17 protein-coding genes are annotated in these 16,702 nt (G+C 36.5%); 6 read left to right on the forward strand and 11 right to left on the reverse strand.

What is annotated here, in order from left to right; genetic code table 11:
* Positions 1-1,009 (forward strand): IS30 family transposase (locus GQR44_RS04080; RefSeq protein WP_240923555.1); only part of this gene is annotated, 1,009 nt, incomplete at its 5' end.
* On the opposite strand, the gene GQR44_RS04085 is transcribed toward GQR44_RS04080, so the two are convergent.
* The 4 genes from GQR44_RS04085 to GQR44_RS04100 form a co-directional block, all read right to left on the reverse strand.
* The gene (locus GQR44_RS04085; RefSeq protein WP_166369549.1) at positions 1,006-1,737 is read right to left on the reverse strand and encodes a hypothetical protein; all 732 of its coding nucleotides are present in this window, start codon (positions 1,735-1,737) and stop codon (positions 1,006-1,008) included. The genes GQR44_RS04080 and GQR44_RS04085 overlap by 4 nt on opposite strands.
* Before the next feature lie 83 nt (positions 1,738-1,820).
* The gene (locus GQR44_RS04090) at positions 1,821-2,366 is read right to left on the reverse strand and encodes a hypothetical protein (protein WP_166369551.1); all 546 of its coding nucleotides are present in this window, start codon (positions 2,364-2,366) and stop codon (positions 1,821-1,823) included.
* Positions 2,367-2,780: 414 nt separating this feature from the next.
* Entirely contained in the window at positions 2,781-3,386 is a 606-nt protein-coding gene (locus GQR44_RS04095; protein WP_166369553.1) for a DUF1043 family protein, read from the reverse strand.
* Between the two features lie 625 nt (positions 3,387-4,011).
* Entirely contained in the window at positions 4,012-4,503 is a 492-nt protein-coding gene (locus GQR44_RS04100) for an Hsp20 family protein (RefSeq protein ID WP_166369555.1), read from the reverse strand.
* Positions 4,504-4,928: 425 nt separating this feature from the next.
* Here GQR44_RS04100 and GQR44_RS04105 point away from each other — a divergent pair, with 425 nt between their 5' ends.
* Positions 4,929-5,270 (forward strand): winged helix-turn-helix domain-containing protein, encoded by a 342-nt coding sequence (locus GQR44_RS04105; protein WP_166369557.1) that lies wholly within the window; start codon positions 4,929-4,931, stop codon positions 5,268-5,270.
* A 98-nt stretch (positions 5,271-5,368) separates the two neighbouring features.
* The gene (gene arsB / locus GQR44_RS04110; RefSeq protein WP_166369559.1) at positions 5,369-6,421 is read left to right on the forward strand and encodes an ACR3 family arsenite efflux transporter; all 1,053 of its coding nucleotides are present in this window, start codon (positions 5,369-5,371) and stop codon (positions 6,419-6,421) included.
* A 314-nt stretch (positions 6,422-6,735) separates the two neighbouring features.
* Here arsB and GQR44_RS04115 read toward each other — a convergent pair whose 3' ends face one another.
* On the reverse strand, positions 6,736-7,635 hold the full coding sequence (locus GQR44_RS04115) for a LysR family transcriptional regulator (protein WP_166369561.1): 900 nt from the start codon (positions 7,633-7,635) through the stop codon (positions 6,736-6,738).
* A 123-nt stretch (positions 7,636-7,758) separates the two neighbouring features.
* Between GQR44_RS04115 and GQR44_RS04120 the strand changes: the two genes are divergently transcribed.
* On the forward strand, positions 7,759-8,907 hold the full coding sequence (locus GQR44_RS04120; RefSeq protein WP_166369563.1) for an alpha-hydroxy acid oxidase: 1,149 nt from the start codon (positions 7,759-7,761) through the stop codon (positions 8,905-8,907).
* Between the two features lie 116 nt (positions 8,908-9,023).
* Here GQR44_RS04120 and GQR44_RS04125 read toward each other — a convergent pair whose 3' ends face one another.
* From GQR44_RS04125 to queC, 5 genes are all read right to left on the reverse strand, one after another.
* Positions 9,024-9,728 carry a DUF3581 family protein gene (locus tag GQR44_RS04125; protein ID WP_166369565.1) on the reverse strand — a complete coding sequence of 235 codons (705 nt, stop codon included), beginning with the start codon at positions 9,726-9,728 and terminating at the stop codon, positions 9,024-9,026.
* Between the two features lie 389 nt (positions 9,729-10,117).
* Positions 10,118-10,774 (reverse strand): cupin domain-containing protein, encoded by a 657-nt coding sequence (locus GQR44_RS04130; protein WP_166369567.1) that lies wholly within the window; start codon positions 10,772-10,774, stop codon positions 10,118-10,120.
* Positions 10,775-11,069: 295 nt separating this feature from the next.
* Positions 11,070-12,182, reverse strand: coding sequence for a methyl-accepting chemotaxis protein (locus GQR44_RS19955; protein ID WP_166369569.1), 1,113 nt, complete (start codon positions 12,180-12,182; stop codon positions 11,070-11,072).
* 85 nt (positions 12,183-12,267) lie between these two features.
* Positions 12,268-12,459, reverse strand: coding sequence for a hypothetical protein (locus GQR44_RS04140; RefSeq protein ID WP_166369571.1), 192 nt, complete (start codon positions 12,457-12,459; stop codon positions 12,268-12,270).
* Positions 12,460-12,690: 231 nt separating this feature from the next.
* Positions 12,691-13,350: a 7-cyano-7-deazaguanine synthase QueC gene (gene queC / locus GQR44_RS04145; protein WP_166369573.1), complete on the reverse strand. Its 660-nt coding sequence runs from the start codon at positions 13,348-13,350 to the stop codon at positions 12,691-12,693.
* A 173-nt stretch (positions 13,351-13,523) separates the two neighbouring features.
* Between queC and queE the strand changes: the two genes are divergently transcribed.
* Complete coding sequence (gene queE / locus GQR44_RS04150; protein ID WP_166369575.1) at positions 13,524-14,201, forward strand: 7-carboxy-7-deazaguanine synthase QueE; 678 nt, start codon at positions 13,524-13,526, stop codon at positions 14,199-14,201.
* Between the two features lie 190 nt (positions 14,202-14,391).
* Complete coding sequence (locus GQR44_RS04155; protein WP_166369577.1) at positions 14,392-15,342, forward strand: AEC family transporter; 951 nt, start codon at positions 14,392-14,394, stop codon at positions 15,340-15,342.
* A 179-nt stretch (positions 15,343-15,521) separates the two neighbouring features.
* Here GQR44_RS04155 and GQR44_RS04160 read toward each other — a convergent pair whose 3' ends face one another.
* On the reverse strand, positions 15,522-16,544 hold the full coding sequence (locus GQR44_RS04160; RefSeq protein ID WP_166369579.1) for a zinc-binding dehydrogenase: 1,023 nt from the start codon (positions 16,542-16,544) through the stop codon (positions 15,522-15,524).
* Between the last annotated feature and the right edge of the window lie 158 nt (positions 16,545-16,702).

Below are 16,702 nucleotides of genomic sequence, written 5' to 3' on the forward strand. Positions count from 1 at the left end.
TATGCTTATCGCTTTTTCTCCGGCAAGAGATGCAACAATGAAAACATATAAACAACTGACCTACGAACAACGATGCCAGATTTATGCGCTAAAGAAAATAGGCATGAGTCAAAATAAAATAGCTAAACAACTGAATGTGAATCAATCAACGCTTAGTAGGGAGCTTTCTCGCAATACAGGTAAGCGAGGTTATCGAATTAACCAGGCCCAACAAGCTGCAGTTAAAAGGCGTATTGAAGCGCGTAAAGCGATTAAAATGACATCTACTCTGATTGCATTAATAAATGTAAAACTAGGTGAAAAATGGAGTCCTGACCAAATCTCAGGATGGCTTAAGAAAGAGCATGGTACCAGTATTAGCGATGAAACTATTTACCAACATATTTGCTCCAATAAGCGGAGTGGTGGTCAATTATTCCAATATCTGCGTCGAAAAGGCAAGGCTTACCAAGCGCGCAATAAAGATAAACAAGCTGGTCGAGGTTTTATCAAGAACCGCGTCAGTATTGATGAGCGACCTAATATCGTTGATACACGTAGCCGAGTTGGTGATTGGGAAATAGATTTAGTCATTGGTAAAGGGCACAGCGGCGCATTAGTGACTATTGTTGAGCGTAAAACGCGTTTTACAGTATCGACACGTATTGATGATAAGTCAGCAAAGACTGTCACTGCGGCCACACTTGCATTATTAAAACCATTTAAAAATGCAGTATTAACCATCACCGCTGATAACGGTAAAGAGTTCGCTTATCACGAAGAGTTAACCAAAAAATTAAAGTGTGCAGTCTATTTTGCAGACCCATACTGTTCATGGCAACGTGGTTTGAATGAAAATACAAATGGTTTGTTAAGACAATATTGGCCCAAATCTACCGACTTTAAAAAAGTATCGAATTCATTAGTAAAAGAGGTAATATTGAAACTCAATGACAGACCAAGAAAGAAATTAGATTACAATACGCCAGCCAAATTAATGGCTGAACATATGGCAGCTATAGCTGCTTAGTCGTTATGCACTTCAGAGTTGAATCCGCCATCTTTAAAATGTTCGATTAAAAAGTTAATACCTCTATGGAACTTAAGCCCAGCAACATTTCTTAATGTTAATTCATCACTTGCAAACAACAGAGCATTAGCACCTCGAATATAATAACCAAATTCTTTTTTTTTTGAGGTATCAAGTTCTAAATAAAGTGGTAATGTTTTTCTTACATTCTTATCAAATAGAGTTTTTGATTTTTTAATTCTCTGGGTTCGTTCATAACTTTCTTTTACTAACTCTAAACTATGCGAAGCAGTATTATTATATGCTTTTAAAGTTTCATCTAATGAGTCAACTAATAATTTAATTGTTAATAATTCTGACGTCACTTCATCATTATTAGTTAAGGAAGTATTTTCACTACCCTCAACCTTTGCGGAATGTAGTTCTATAAATTTAGGATCACGAAGGCTTTTAGAACCCTCTGCTAAAAGTTTTAAGCCTGTTTGTAATTGAACACTTAATACTTTCATTTCGTCAGGATCATTTGACAAGAAAGAGCGCTGTGTAGCACTAGTAACCATCTCGACACCACGACTGACAGAATTACTTGCATCAGAAAAAGGAACAATTAAATTATTTTGAGTATCAAGCCTTTGATTTATTGTTGTTAACTCGTAGAGGCTAAGACCAACTAGCGAAACGATCAATATTAATTGAGATACTATTGCGAACAGGAATTTCTTTTGCATTATTTTCTATCTCTTTTATTGATTAGATCGAATTTAGTAGAGCACAATACATGTGCTCTATTTGGCCTATATTTATTACCTATTTATTGAAGTGAGTCTTTCATAAGTTGAAGGTGATGAAGTACTTCTTGTAACTCTTCTTTTATAAGAGTCAAATGTTCTTCATTCTTATCTTTTTCCCACATTTGAATAGCTATAATTGCAGTTGCTGGATGTACAACAGCACCTTTAGGGTTATGGAAATCTTCTACATCTTCATCATCAATATCAAAGTCAGTTTTGTATTTGCCTTCAGTAAATATACCGTTATCATGCCACTGCTCTTCAATACTCTCTAAAGACAAAGTCTGCATAGAATCTGCATTATCAATAATTGCCTGCATCATCTTTTGGCTTTGCGGATACTTTTCTTGGTAGGCTTTACTGAATTCAACGCCGATTGCAATTAATTTCTTATTATCAGCAATCATGGTTGGTACATCAACATCACCAGATACTACCGATTGAATAATGGACTCCGTAATTTTTTTATAATCAGTAATTTGTGCATCTAAGTTTGCTGCTGACAGATTAAAACTTAAGCACGTAAAAAATATGATTGGTACTATTCTAGATAGCGATTTAAACATTATGTTCTCCAGTTATTTTTTTATAAAATTACTTATAAAATTACTTATAAAATTCATTATTTTATGTCGAGTGATAGTGATTAGTATTTGAAAGAAAAGAATTAAATACTACTACTAAAGTAATATAGACCAAAATAAAGATAGCTAATTCTTAAAGTTATCCATAATAAGACACAAATTTAATTTTATTGAACAAAAAACTGAAGAGGTAGGCAAAAGTGGACAGTCGGGTATAAAATCGAGGACAGCCATTAACTTTGAGTATTATTCAGCCCCAAACTATCTTTTAATGTTGTAGTTTTAAATGCGCTCTAAAAAAGATAATTGTGCAGATTTCAGGACGGGAACAGGCTATATAGTCGAATTATTTACAGGATCACAATTACGATTATATAGCCTGTATTCTTATGAGTTTTATTTTGTTTCTTCTTTTTTTACTTCAGTTGCAGTGGGTTCAGCTTCTTCTGATTTAACTTCAGTTACGGTTACTTCATCTTCTTCTGTTTTAACTTCGGTTACAGTTACTTCATCTTCTTCTGTTTTAACTTCATTTACAGTTACTTCATCTTCTTCTAATTTAACTTCAGCTTCTTCTGTTTTAACTCCATTTACAGTTGCTTCATCTTCTTCCGGTTTAACTTCAGTTACCGTTGTTTCAACTTCTTCCGATTCACTACTTTCTGGCGTGACCACTTTTTCTTGATCAGTGTCCTCTGATGTTTTTAATAACGGAAAGTGAGTTGTTGCGGTGTCACCTAATAATGACTCTGATTGGCCTGCCATATGATTGTAAAGGGCTTGGTAGCTATTCGCTACTTGTCCCATTAGTTCTGCACTCTCATTAAAGTGATCATTTACTTGTGCTTTGTATTTTTCTAATTCTATTTTGTTTTTATCAAGCTCTTTTTGTTGTTCAGAAGCTTTGCTTTTCCCAAGTGTTATATGATAAATAACAAAGCCAATAAGACCACCGGCAAGAAGCGAGAAGATAAGAGGTAACAATTCATTAGATTCGTTCATATTTATTTTCCTATATTGAGATTGTTTTAGATTGTAAGCATCAAGGCTATTTAATGATGAAAGTTATGCTGTAATTGTTTCATAGTTGATTAACTATACTATAAATAGCTTCCATACAAGGTGATCAAAATGTATTAACTTTGACCAATAAATCAGTTTTTGTCTAAAACTTTTTACTCTTGGGGTTTTAAAAAATAGGTGTGGTTCGTTAGATGCCTACCAAATTTCATGTATTCAGTAATTTTTAAACTAAATGGAGCTTAGTAAGTGAAAGTAAGTTTGTTATTTATCAATATCTTGCTGTAAAATGTAATTTAATTACAGTTTGGTTTTTATTAATAAATACAGGATAGTCATGCGTACATGTGAATTTTGCAAAAAAGAACTCCCCCTTATGAAAACTCGCCGAACTTGGAAAGAGAAATATTTAAGCCATAGAAATGAATCTAAATATCAATGTGTTCACTGCAATAAAATAACATTTATAAAAACAATCTTGTAGATTTGGAGATTTCCGTACTTTGTAGCTAAAAGTAGCGAAGATTAAAGAGGCAGTGCTCACTGCCTCTTTTAAATATATTAACGTTCACTCGATGTGTTTATAGTTTACATAAATACATGCTATTTAAGCGACTTTATCTTTACTGTTATCATTAATTACCTTTTCTTCTTTATGGTGTGTTAATGATTTATTCATTTGATTAATGGATATCTTCTTCGGCTTCATGGTTTCTGGAATCTCTTTGACTAAGTTTATATTCAATAAACCATTGGAGAGATCTGCACCTGTCACTTCAACATAATCTGCTAAGTTGAATTTACGTTCGAACGCTTGATTTGGAATGCCTTGGTGCAAGTATTTACGGTCATTATCAGTGTTTTGCCTATTACCAGAAACACTTAAGACTCCTTTTTCAACTTGAATATCCAGTTCCTCTTGTGTAAATCCTGGTACCGTAAGTGAAATGGTGTATTTATTTTCACCGAGTATTTCGATGTTGTAAGGAGGGTAACCAGTTGCTTTTGTTTCTGAAGTTAATGCATTATCAATCAATGATGCTAAACGGTCAAAGCCAACGCTGTTACGATAAAGGGGAGTTAAATCAATTGTATTCATAATAAGTTCTCCTTAGAGTAAATAACCTCAGTTCTGGATAAGCAAAGCGATACAACACCGTTATTTCCGCGGATTTCTTCGTTAAACACTCTATCAATAACCAGTTATTGCTTCAATAATTAGCCTTGAACTGTCAACTGCGCAAAACTAGCGGCACTGTATAGCCAAAAAATATAGCCTTATGATTTTAAATATAATTCCACTTTTATTAACCAGATTTGAGGTTAAACAAAATAAAACAATAAGCGATGCGGTGTTTTTAACGTGTCATCGCATTACATTTATATATTTAGGGACACTAAAAATTGTTTTCAATAGTAGGAGTGTAATTTTTTTAAAATTATTTTTACCCTCTAAAGCGCTTTATTTCTAAAATGATCCTAGCATATTAATCGTTAATCGACGATTAACTATATAGAGGCTTTATGAATACAAAATGTATCGTTGTAGATAAACAACTTTTACAGGCTAATGAGCTGCAGTTAGCTAATGAACAACAACTGGCTGCTCAAGCAAAAGCACTTGCACATCCTGCACGGTTGCGAATACTGAGTATTTTGGTTGCGCTTGAGAAGTCAGGAGGATGCTTAAATAGCGACTTAGTGTCTGAACTTGGTCTGGCGCAATCAACGGTATCAGAACATTTGCGGATTCTAAAAAAAGCCGAATTTATTACTGCGGAGGCGATGCCACCAAAAATGTGTTACCGCATTAATAAAAAACAATTCGAGCTTTTTTCAACTCTATTTGCTGAGCTATATAGATAAGGTAAGTATAGATAAAGTAAGAATAGATAAACTAAGGCGGATAGTTGTGAAAAATTTTAAACCAAGTTTGAGCAATTACTTTTAACAAGGGCATCACCATGAATAAGAATATAAGCATCGATACTCCGATTGCAAAACTGAGCTTTTTAGATCGATTTTTAACACTATGGATATTTGTTGCCATGGCAATTGGTGTTGCTATCGGTTTTTTATTCCCGCAGATAGCGACATTAAACGAAGAAATGTCCGTTGGTAGCACTAATATTCCATTAGCGATCGGGCTCATTTTAATGATGTACCCGCCACTGGCAAAGGTAAATTATCGGCTGTTAGGTAAGGTTACAAAAGACAAACAAGCGATTACTTTATCATTAATAATGAACTGGTTAGTCGGACCTATTTTAATGTTTGCCTTAGCATTGACCTTTTTGGGCGATCACCCGGGGTACATGGTCGGTATTATCTTAATCGGTATTGCACGTTGTATTGCCATGGTCTTGGTGTGGAATGATATCGGCGGCGGAAATAAAGAGTATGGTGCCGCATTAGTTGCATTAAATAGTGTATTTCAAATTGTGACGTATAGCTTTATGGCATGGTTATTCATTACGGTGTTACCTCCTGTGTTTGGTTACACCGGTATGATGGTTGATATATCGATGTTGGATATTGCCCATAGCGTATTCATTTATCTTGGTGTGCCTTTTTTAGCTGGGTTTCTTGGCCGAGAGATATTAGTAAAAGTGAAAGGGGAAGATTGGTACAACAATACGTACATTCCTCGTATTTCGCCTATTACTCTGATTGCTTTGCTGTGTACGATCGTGCTGATGTTTAGTTTAAAAGGTGAAATGATTATTGAGTTACCGTTAGATGTATTGCGCATTGCTATCCCGTTAACTATCTATTTTGTCTTGATGTTTTTTATTAGCTTTTTTATTGGTAAAAAGATGGGGATTGAATACGATAAAAATGCCTCTATCGCTTATACCGCAACGGGTAATAACTTTGAATTGGCGATTGCTGTCTCGATTGCTGTATTTGGGATCAGTTCTGATCAAGCTTTTGCAGGTGTCATTGGCCCTTTAATTGAAGTGCCCGTATTAATTGCATTGGTTAATGTGGCATTACGAATGAAAAAGAATTATTAATAAAAAGAATTATTAATAAAAAGAATTACTAATAAAAAGCATTATTAATAAAAAATAACGCTAACTAACTGCTCGACTGGCACGAGCTTTAACCAATATTCTAATAGAAACTATCTTTTAGTGACCTCGTGCTAAGTGCTAAGTGCTAAGGGATAGTTTTTTCTCAAAAAATATCAATAACCTACTGATGCACCTTATCGAAAGCCAATCAAGCGAAATAGGGGGCAAGCGTTCATCACATTTATCGAAGATGCTTAATAATGGCTAGCCATTAAAATCAATTACGACTTGGCTTTTAAATATGGAGTTAGCGTTTAAAAATACTCTTTTTTATCCTGGTAAGCTTGTTTAATGTGTGCAATAAGTAGCCTTAGTTTTTCAGGTAAGTGCTTAGTGAAAGGGTAGATGGCATAAACGCCGAGTTGTCTGGGAGTAAAATCAGGCAAAATTTTAATCAATGTGCCTTTTTGTAAATCTTCATAAACACTACAACGGGGCACATAAACAATACCAAACCCAGCTAAGGCTGCTTTACGTAAGGCTTGTGCATTGTTGGTCGCTAAGCTGCCGCTAATTCGAACCGTTTCTTCAATACCTTCTTTTGTGAATCGCCAATCAAATGAACCTTGAGCTTGATAGGTATAAGCAAGGCAATTGTGTTTTTTGAGCGCATCAATGGTAGTGACTTCACCATATTTATCTGTGTAGCTTGGCGAACAGCATAGTACCCAGTTAGATTTGATTAATGGCTTGGCGATTAAACTTGAGTCTTCCAACTTACCAGTTCGAACGGCTAGGTCTAAACCTTCTTCAACGAGGTTAACGAAGTTATTTTCAAGGCGCATATCCACGCTGATGTTAGGGTATTTCTGACAAAAATCAGCAATAGCTTCGGAGAGCAGTAGTTCTCCTGAAATAGTGGGGACAGATATTTTTATATGCCCGTTTAAACCTTGGCTAAAAGCTGAAACAGAAGCAATGGCATCACTGACTTGGCCCTCTATACTTTTAGCGTGAATATAAAGATTTTCCCCCGCTTCGGTTAAGCTTAAGCGACGCGTAGTACGGTGAATAAGCTGCACTCCCAGAGAACGCTCTAATTTAGTAATTCTTTTACTTAAGGCGGGGGTTGATAAGTCTGCTTGCAGTGCTGCTTTACTGAATGATCCGGTATCTGCAACATAGGCAAAAAGTGTTAAATCTGCTGAATTCAATTTATTAGGCCGTTTTAGGAAAGAGTTTATTATTTTATGTTGTATTTATTAGAAATCAATCAAGGACTATAGTGGGTCACAAGATCCTATTCACAAAAAATTAAAAAGATAAGGAAGATCGTAATGAGATTAAAGGATTGCCATAACTTTCAAGATTTTCGTACCTTGGCGAAAAAACGTTTACCTAGCCCTATTTTTAATTACATCGACGGTGGTGCCGACGATGAAACAACCTATCGACGTAATACTGCAGCCTTTGAAGATTGTGATTTAATACCTAGTGTATTGGCCGGTGTTAAAGATGTCGATTTATCGGTCACCGTGATGGGACAAAAATTAGATATGCCTGTTTATTGTTCTCCAACGGCATTACAGCGTTTATTTCATCACCAAGGTGAACGAGCAGTCGCTGCGGCTGCAGAAAAATATGGCACTATGTTTGGTGTATCTTCGCTGGGTACGGTAAGTATGGAAGAAATTGCAAAGCAAACCAATACTCCTCAAGTCTATCAATTTTATTTCCACAAAGACCGAGCATTAAATAAAGCAATGATGGAACGTGCAAAAACCGCGGGAGTACAGGTGATGATGCTAACCGTCGATTCAATTACTGGCGGCAATCGTGAGCGTGATTTGCGTACTGGATTTTCAATTCCATTTAAATTGAACCTACGCGGCATGTTGCAGTTTGTGCTTAAACCAATGTGGGGAATTAATTATGTGACCCATGAACCTTTTAGATTACCGCAACTAGAACAGCATGTTGATATGGGCTCCGGTGCGACCTCTATTGGTGATTATTTTACTAATATGTTGGATCCTTCGATGAATTGGGATGATGTTGCTGAAATGGTTAAATTTTGGGATGGAGAGTTTTGTTTAAAAGGGATCATGAGCCGAGAAGATGCGAGAAAAGCGGTGGAGATTGGCTGTACGGGTATTGTGATTTCTAACCATGGCGGACGTCAATTAGATGGTTCTCGAAGCTCCTTCGATCAGCTTGCTGAAATAGTGGCAGAGGTCGGTGATGAAATTGATGTTATTTTTGATAGTGGTGTACAGCGTGGGACACATGTATTAAAAGCATTATCACTCGGTGCAAAGGCAGTAGGTATTGGTCGAATGTATTTATACCCGCTTGCAGCCGCTGGGCAACCTGGGGTTGAAAGGGCATTAGGATTAATGCGAGCAGAATTAGAGCGTGATATGAAATTAATGGGAAAAACCGCAGTGGATCAGCTATCCAGTGATAATTTACGTTTTCGTACTTAATCTTAATATTATAAAAAAGAGCTATATAAAAGGGCTAGAAAAATACGATAAAAAAACAGCTATAAAAAAGCCAGTTTATGAACTGGCTTCTTTTTATTTGATGGTCTTATAGCAAATTAAAATGCGTTACGGTTGGCTAAATAGTTTTCAGCAAACGCGGTAATAGAATCATGATCGTAGGGTTTTAATCCGCCAACAACCACTGTTTTAACACCTCGGCCAATTACTTTGTCACCGTCATAAATATCAAAATGTAAGAACTCATTGGCACGTTTTGATTCAACTTCAAGTTTACTTTCTGCTAATTCAACATGTAGTGGGTTTGTAAACGTTAAACAGTCCAATTCAAAGTTCATGCTGTTGTACATTACAAGTGGGCGTGCTGGATTGAACATCACTTGATGTTTTTCCATCAATGGCATTAATAATGTTGGGAAATTTTGTCCCGAAAAAACCACATAGTTTTTAATTAATGATTCAAGTAATTCTAGGTCGTGGCTAGTAGCACCACTTTTTGTTATTTCTAATACACTTTTACCCTGTGCATTTGTCACAACAATATCTTCACCTTCGGCAGCAGGAAAGTTAAGAGGAATACTATCACCGACCATATTAGTAAAAGCAAAGCTCATAGATTTACTCACACCGTACTCTTTTAAAGCCAATGAGAATAATAAATCACCAGGAACACAAAAACGTTTTGAATCAGGATCATGAATAGGATTAAAATCTTGGCATTCTTTTTTAGCAAAATGACTTGCTTGCTCTGCGCTAATCGTAATGGTGTCGTTTTGCTGGATATAATACGGATCTAATAACATTTCAGCTCTCTAATATAAAACGATAAAAGTTTATCAAGGAAAGAAAATAAGTGCCAAATACAGGCGTAACTTCACATTTTATAAAAAAAAATACTTTTAGGGAATAGTAAATGTTAACAAATATCATGCAGGAAGTTAAAAGAAAGGTTTTCATCTATAAAAATCAACATGATATTGTTAAATATTAATAAGTAAATTATTTTTATTGTCATTACATTGTCTGCTTCTGATCGTGCCTTTTAAATTTAACAAAACCCATTATCATAATGTGATCACTCCGCTATGCGACTTAACTGATTTAGCTAAGGATTTTTACTAAACCTTCTAACGAAACCTTTTAACATAAACCTCTAGCTAGAGAAGTTAAATAAACGACCTAAAAAGACAGCTTAAGCAAAAGGTAAGTGACCAGTTTTAACTAAGATAATTGTATCTTGTTCAACAAAAGGTTGGTGTTGGCTCATGTGCGGGCTGCGTATCCATGTGTGCTTAGGATAACTAGCAAATTCATCTTTAAACTCGCCTGAAAGCACCAGTATTTCTTCTCCGCCAAAATGTTTATGTGGTTGAAAATGTTCTCCGGCAGGCCACTTTACCAACGCGGTATGTTCACCTTCAAAGTCATGCAAGGGCATAACCTGTAAATTACCTATGCCTTGTAACCATTGTGTTTGATTGGTATCGATTGTGACTGATGTGAGGTCTGTACTTGCAAACTGGTTAAGCTTGACAAAAATAAGGCAACCTTGCTCACTAAAGGGGGTGTGTCGACTACCGGGTGGGTTACGAATATAGGTACCCGCCGGATTATCACCATTTTGATCTGAAAACACACCTTCTAGTACAAAAATCTCTTCGCCCTGTGGGTGAGCGTGTTCGCTAAAATATGAGCCTGCTGCATATTCTACAATACTGGTGATGTGAACTTCATCTTCTGCGCGTGCTAACGGCTTACGTCGAACGCCTGCCATTGGGCTATTGATCCAAGGTTGTTGTTCTGTGTCGATGAAGACTTTTTTTGCAAAGTCGAGGTTTATATCAGCCATGTCATACCTATTTGAAAATATTTGTTATTCGCGGGGGATCTTGAATTTTCTAAGAATCATTATACTTGGTAATCGCTGTGATGGATCAATTTAACTACTGAGGTAAGCCATCACATTTTTTATGACCTTAACTTTTTTAAACTTGTAATGCGTTAATCAAGTTAATCAAGTTAATCAATAGCACCCCAAGATATCAGATCGATTTTGAGGCTAATGCTTACTTGCAAGTTAAAGGTTATTTATAATTTGTTCTCTGTTGTCCAGTTGTTACACAACTTATTCTGCTGCAATGCATTTATTGATAGGTGGTTGTGGTTATTTCACTTGATAAAGCAGAGAGTAAATCTACCACTTTAAAGCTTGCGCTTTCCATCAAGGTTAGCTTCTTAATTGCTTCTTTTTCATTCCCTTGGTCAAAGGCTAATAATGCCGCTAAGCCATTTTTATGTACCTCCGCATGAGGGCCTTCTATTTTTTTGAATGCATCATAACTTGTATATTTCTCACTACCTTCACCTTGATAGTACCATTTACCTAAACGGCACATAGTATGATCTGCAAAGTCCTGCGCGGATTTACTCGACATACCGAGTATCACTTGATAAACCTCAAGTTTCCACACAACATGATCCATTTTAACCGTCTGGATAAACGAATCGGCCGTTGATTGCGTGATCACTGAGTACATATGCTGCGATAAGTTGACAATCTCATTGGCGGTATTTTCAATTGACGCTGTGCTGGTTGAGATATCACTACTTTTTTTGCCGACATTATTAATACCAGAAATAACGTCAGTCATATTACGGTTAACTTTTTCTATTAAGGTTGATATTTCGTTAGAGGCTGTAGAAGAGCGTTGTGCTAATGTTCGAACTTCATCGGCCACTACTGCAAAGCCCCTACCTTGCTCTCCTGCTCGCGCTGCTTCTATTGCTGCATTTAATGCCAACAAGTTAGTTTGGTCTGAAATGCCTTTAATGATATTTACAAAGTCATTAATGTCGGTAATCACTGTGTCTAGTTGGCCCACGGCCACCGAAGATTTTTCAGTATCCTGCGCTATTTGAGTCGTAGAGGTGATTGTTTCAGTGAGCATCGACATTATTTTATCAAATAATATTTGCGAAGATTGAAAGCTGTCTCGATGTTCAATTAATTCTGTTGTCGATTGTGCCAAGCTTTCTCTTATTTGGTTTACTAAATCTGAGGATTGTAACCATAATTGATTTAACTCTTCTTGGTTCTGATAGCGCTTGTTGGTTTCATACAATTTTTCTGTCAATTCGCTATTAGATCGAGTCGCTTCCTCTAGTGCATTTTGAATACTATTATTGTCTTTTTGTAAGATCTCTATTTGTGCTTTTAATTGCGTTATTTCTTTGTTCTTATTGAAATTAAATATCATGATGACCTCTAGAAGTGCCGCTTTATTGTATAATTTTTATCCGTAAGTATTGAGAGTAGACAGGCTTAACACAAACTGCAAATATCTATAAAGAGATAGATGGGTTTAATGAAAAAGGTTTGATATTACGCAATAAAATGGTCAATAAAATGGTCAATAAAATGGTCAATAAAATGGTCAATAAAATGGTCAATAAAATGGTCAATAAAATGGTCAATAAAATGGTCAATAAAATGGTCAATAAAATGGTCAATAAAATGTTCAATAAAACGAGCATTTATTACTTGAACTAAAGTGACTATTTAGAGAGTGAGTTGAGAATAAAAAACAGCTATGGATGAGGGGATCTATTAACGTATTAGCACTGAAAGTGGCGATCTGGAGTGTTACTGAGTGGCCGTTCAAAGTGATATCTAAAGGCTATATTTTAAAATCGCAGTGAATAGAGTAAGGCCTAAACAACAAACCTTACTTTAGCTTTTATTAGTTATTGGCCACTTATTACTGGTTATTCATAAGCAATTGGATCGCGTATATCATTTTTCTCAAAGGCTTGTAAACGTTCTACACAGCTACCGCATTGGCCACAGGCCTTTTCTCGTCCGTTATAACAGGTCCACGTTTTACTGTAATCTAGCCCCATTCTTAGGCCATCTTTTAAAATACCAATTTTGTCTGTTTTTAAATAAGGTGCGTGGATTTCCGTCTTTTCATAATTAGCAACTGCTGCTACATCGTTCATCTTTTCAAGAAAAATAGGGCGGCAATCAGGATAAATATCATGGTCTCCGGAATGTGCGCCGTAATAAACTTGCTCAGCCTTTAACGAAACGGCATAACCAATCGCTAATGATAATAAAATCATATTGCGATTAGGCACCACGGTATTGAGCATATTGCTTTCTTCGTAATCACCTTGCGCAACGTCTATCGTGTTATCAGTTAATGATGACCCACCTATGATTTGATTAATTGAAGTAATATCAATAACCTTGTGCTGCACACCCAGCTCTTGGCAGACCTGTCGAGCAATTTCTACTTCTTTTACATGACGCTGACCATAATCAAAGGTCAATGCGTAAGGGGTTAACCCTTCTTCAATGGCTTTGTGTAAAACAGTGTATGAGTCCATTCCACCTGAATATATAACCACGACTTTTTTGCTCATAGCACTTATTTTCCTATTGGTATTGTTTGATAGCGATGCAACTTCTTTAACACTGAAACACGGTAGCTGCATAATGCGCTATTTATGTTGCTGGCTTTACATCTTGCGATATCACGAGTATAAAAACAGCCCACAAAAAGAGTGAGCAAGATCAAATAAGGTATTTTACGTCAATGACACAAAACTATAAAGTAAATGAACTGTTTCAAACTATCCAAGGGGAAGGTGTTTACACCGGCGTTCCTGCCATTTTTGTTCGTTTACAAGGTTGTGACGTAGGTTGTGCTTGGTGTGATACTAAACATACTTGGGATATTGACCCGTCAAAACAATCAGAATTAATGCTATTAACTGACAAAAGTACCGAGTCTGATCGTTGGGCTGATGTTTCAGCAAAAGAGATTGTTGATGAAATTAAACGTTTAGGTTACACCGCTAACCTGATCGTGATCACCGGTGGCGAACCGTGCATGTTTGATTTGCGAGAGTTAACCCAAGTATTACATGAATTTGGGTTTCAAATACAATTAGAAACTAGCGGTACTTATCCAGTGTTGGTTGATGATCAAACCTGGGTTACGCTGTCTCCTAAAATTAATATGCGTGGCAAAAAAGAAGTGCTAAAAACAGCATTAGTCAGAGCCAATGAAATCAAACATCCAGTTGGAACGGAAAAGGATATTGAACAATTAGATGCGTTATTGCAGCAACTCAAATCTGTAAATGACAAAACTATTTGTTTGCAACCGATCTCTCAAAAGCCTAAAGCAACGGCTTTATGTATGAAAACATGCATTGAACGAAACTGGCGCTTATCAATACAAATGCACAAATATTTAGATATTGATTAAGCATCGATTAAAGGTTTATTAAAACAAGAGTTTGACCCTGATTAATCATTTGGATTTATGTTTATTTAGCTGATTTAAAGGGTATTTGTAGTCTTTTATCAATAGATTGTATATTGTTTGAGCTAAGTGTTTATTTCTGTTTATCGCTATTTCTAGTGGTTGATATACAGCCTTCATTCGAGAGCGTTTTATGTTTTTTGAGTCGTTACAATTTTCATTTTCTATTATTGGTCCCATTTGTTTACTGCTATTTTTAGGCTGGTTGCTAAGAAAGACGGGGACTATTAACGATGCATTTATTGAAACAGGATCAAAGGTTGTTTTTAAAGTCACGTTACCGACTTTATTATTTCTTGGGATTATTAATACTAACCGTGATGCAGAAATCGACTTCCCTTTAATTGTTTACTCCATTATTGCAAATTTTGCTTTTTTTCTATTCAGCATTTTAGTGACCAAATATTGGGTCAAAGATAAGCAGGATCATGGTGTGATCATCCAAGGTGCGTTCCGTAGTAATACGGCGATTATCGGTTTAGCCTACGTAGCAAATGTTTATGGTGATGCGGGTATTGGGTTAGCGGCTGTTTATGTGGCTTTTCATACCATGCTATATAACATTTTATCAGTGATCATATTATCGCCTAAAAAAGAGGGCGTTAACCCTGTAATGTTAATCAGCGTGTTTAAATCGATCGCTAAAAATCCACTTATTATTGGCATTATGCTCGGTTTGGTGTTTTTTGTTCTTGCCATTCCAGTACCGGATATTGTGATTAATACCGGGCAGTACTTTTCAGATATGACCTTACCGTTGGCACTGTTATGCACCGGAGGGAGCTTAAATATTCAAGCATTAAAAGATAATAGCTTTAATTGCCGATTTTCAACGTTATTAAAAATTATAGTGGGGCCGATCTTTATAACAGGGGGCGCTTATTTATTTGGTTTTACTGGCATCGAGCTAGGTATTGTGTTCTTTATGTCTGCGGCGCCGACGGCAGCCGCTAGCTATGTAATGGCACGTGCAATGGGCCATAATGCAGATTTGGCAGCAAATGTGATTGCGATGACGACCATAGGGTCACTGCTTACTTGTAGCCTCGGTGTGTCATTACTGTATTGGTTGCAGTTGATGTAACACAATAGGGAAAGAAGCTAAAGTTGAGGCTTAACACTCGGTTTTAATGCTATGCCTCACTGCTTCTTTCAATGCTATCTTTCAATGTTTTTCCTCAACAGCTGCTTCATTGCAAAGCCCTAATTCTAAGTACTACTAAGTACTATTAAGCGCTAATGTTGAGCTATTTTGTCTGGATATTAAGCGCTAATCTTAACCACTTTTTTGCCGGTAAAACTTCCATCAAGTTGTCCTTTTAGGGCTGCTGAAACTGCATCAGCAGTAAAATCAACCGTGCTTATTTGTGGCACTTTAATTTCTCCACTAGCGACACCTTCAAGCAGTACATTATTCATAAAGCTCATTTTTTGTTGTGCACATAAGCTTTTTGCAAGCCAAGCGCCAGCAAGCGATACGATACAGATAGTTGGGCCTTTACGGAACATTTGCTCACGTTCAAAGGCGGGTAGTGCTTTTAAACAAGCAATACGACCACAAAAACGCATCAAATCTATATTGCGTACGGTGTTTTCACCGCCAATGGTGTCGATCACTGCATCAAACCCCTGTGGACCTAATTCACGACGAATTTTTTCACATAACTTTTTATCGTGATAATCAAATACCGCATCGGCCCCTAATTTTTTAAGTAACTTGTGATTATGTGGCGAAGCGGTAGCAAAAACCGTAGCACCACGTTGTTTTGCAAATTGAATCGCAAATTGTCCAACGGCGCCTGCACCTCCGTCTATAAATATCGCTTCACCATCTGTAACATCAAGCTTTTCTAATGCAATTAATGCGGTCATACCAGCACAGGGTAAGGCAGCTGCAGTAATCGCTGGAATGCTATTAGGCACAACAGAAACTGCACAATTAGTCACTTTTGCATAACCGCTTAATACACCTTGATCGCCAAGACTCGCATGCCACATTACACGGTCACCAATATTAGGATAAACTCCTTTTTTGGCTTTAACGACAATGCCTACCGCATCTAAACCTAAAACATGTGGGTACTGCCATTGGAAAAAGCCTTTCCCGGCGAACAGCGCATCGACGGAATTTAATCCTGCATATTCAACCTTAATTAATAATTCATTATCATCACATTCAGGTACAGGTAAATCCACCTTTGATAAGGTGATATCTTGGTTTGGTTCATCTAATACAATGCCGGACATTGTTGATGGGATATTTATTGTAGTATTTGCTATTGTCATGGTTAAACTCTATCTCTTAAGGCCTATAAGGAAAGCACCCAATAAGCAATGTTAAAATTGTACGATTTGTAAATTCCGCACGGTGACAACATCCTGTCTTATATTCAAAAAGGTACTTTAAATTAGGTTATAACAAAGTTAAAAAGCCATCCTCTCGA

It is taken from the genome of Psychromonas sp. SA13A, from assembly GCF_011378715.1.
Classification (GTDB): domain Bacteria; phylum Pseudomonadota; class Gammaproteobacteria; order Enterobacterales; family Psychromonadaceae; genus Psychromonas.

Coding starts and splice junctions, on each gene's coding strand:
- GQR44_RS04085 (WP_166369549.1), bottom strand. CDS start 1,737: ATGCAAAAGAAATTCCTGTTCGCAATAGTATCTCAATTAATATTGATC.
- GQR44_RS04090 (WP_166369551.1), bottom strand. CDS start 2,366: ATGTTTAAATCGCTATCTAGAATAGTACCAATCATATTTTTTACGTGC.
- GQR44_RS04095 (WP_166369553.1), bottom strand. CDS start 3,386: ATGAACGAATCTAATGAATTGTTACCTCTTATCTTCTCGCTTCTTGCC.
- GQR44_RS04100 (WP_166369555.1), bottom strand. CDS start 4,503: ATGAATACAATTGATTTAACTCCCCTTTATCGTAACAGCGTTGGCTTT.
- GQR44_RS04105 (WP_166369557.1), top strand. CDS start 4,929: ATGAATACAAAATGTATCGTTGTAGATAAACAACTTTTACAGGCTAAT.
- arsB (WP_166369559.1), top strand. CDS start 5,369: ATGAATAAGAATATAAGCATCGATACTCCGATTGCAAAACTGAGCTTT.
- GQR44_RS04120 (WP_166369563.1), top strand. CDS start 7,759: ATGAGATTAAAGGATTGCCATAACTTTCAAGATTTTCGTACCTTGGCG.
- GQR44_RS04125 (WP_166369565.1), bottom strand. CDS start 9,728: ATGTTATTAGATCCGTATTATATCCAGCAAAACGACACCATTACGATT.
- GQR44_RS04130 (WP_166369567.1), bottom strand. CDS start 10,774: ATGGCTGATATAAACCTCGACTTTGCAAAAAAAGTCTTCATCGACACA.
- GQR44_RS19955 (WP_166369569.1), bottom strand. CDS start 12,182: ATGATATTTAATTTCAATAAGAACAAAGAAATAACGCAATTAAAAGCA.
- GQR44_RS04140 (WP_166369571.1), bottom strand. CDS start 12,459: ATGCTCGTTTTATTGAACATTTTATTGACCATTTTATTGACCATTTTA.
- queC (WP_166369573.1), bottom strand. CDS start 13,350: ATGAGCAAAAAAGTCGTGGTTATATATTCAGGTGGAATGGACTCATAC.
- queE (WP_166369575.1), top strand. CDS start 13,524: ATGACACAAAACTATAAAGTAAATGAACTGTTTCAAACTATCCAAGGG.
- GQR44_RS04155 (WP_166369577.1), top strand. CDS start 14,392: ATGTTTTTTGAGTCGTTACAATTTTCATTTTCTATTATTGGTCCCATT.
- GQR44_RS04160 (WP_166369579.1), bottom strand. CDS start 16,544: ATGACAATAGCAAATACTACAATAAATATCCCATCAACAATGTCCGGC.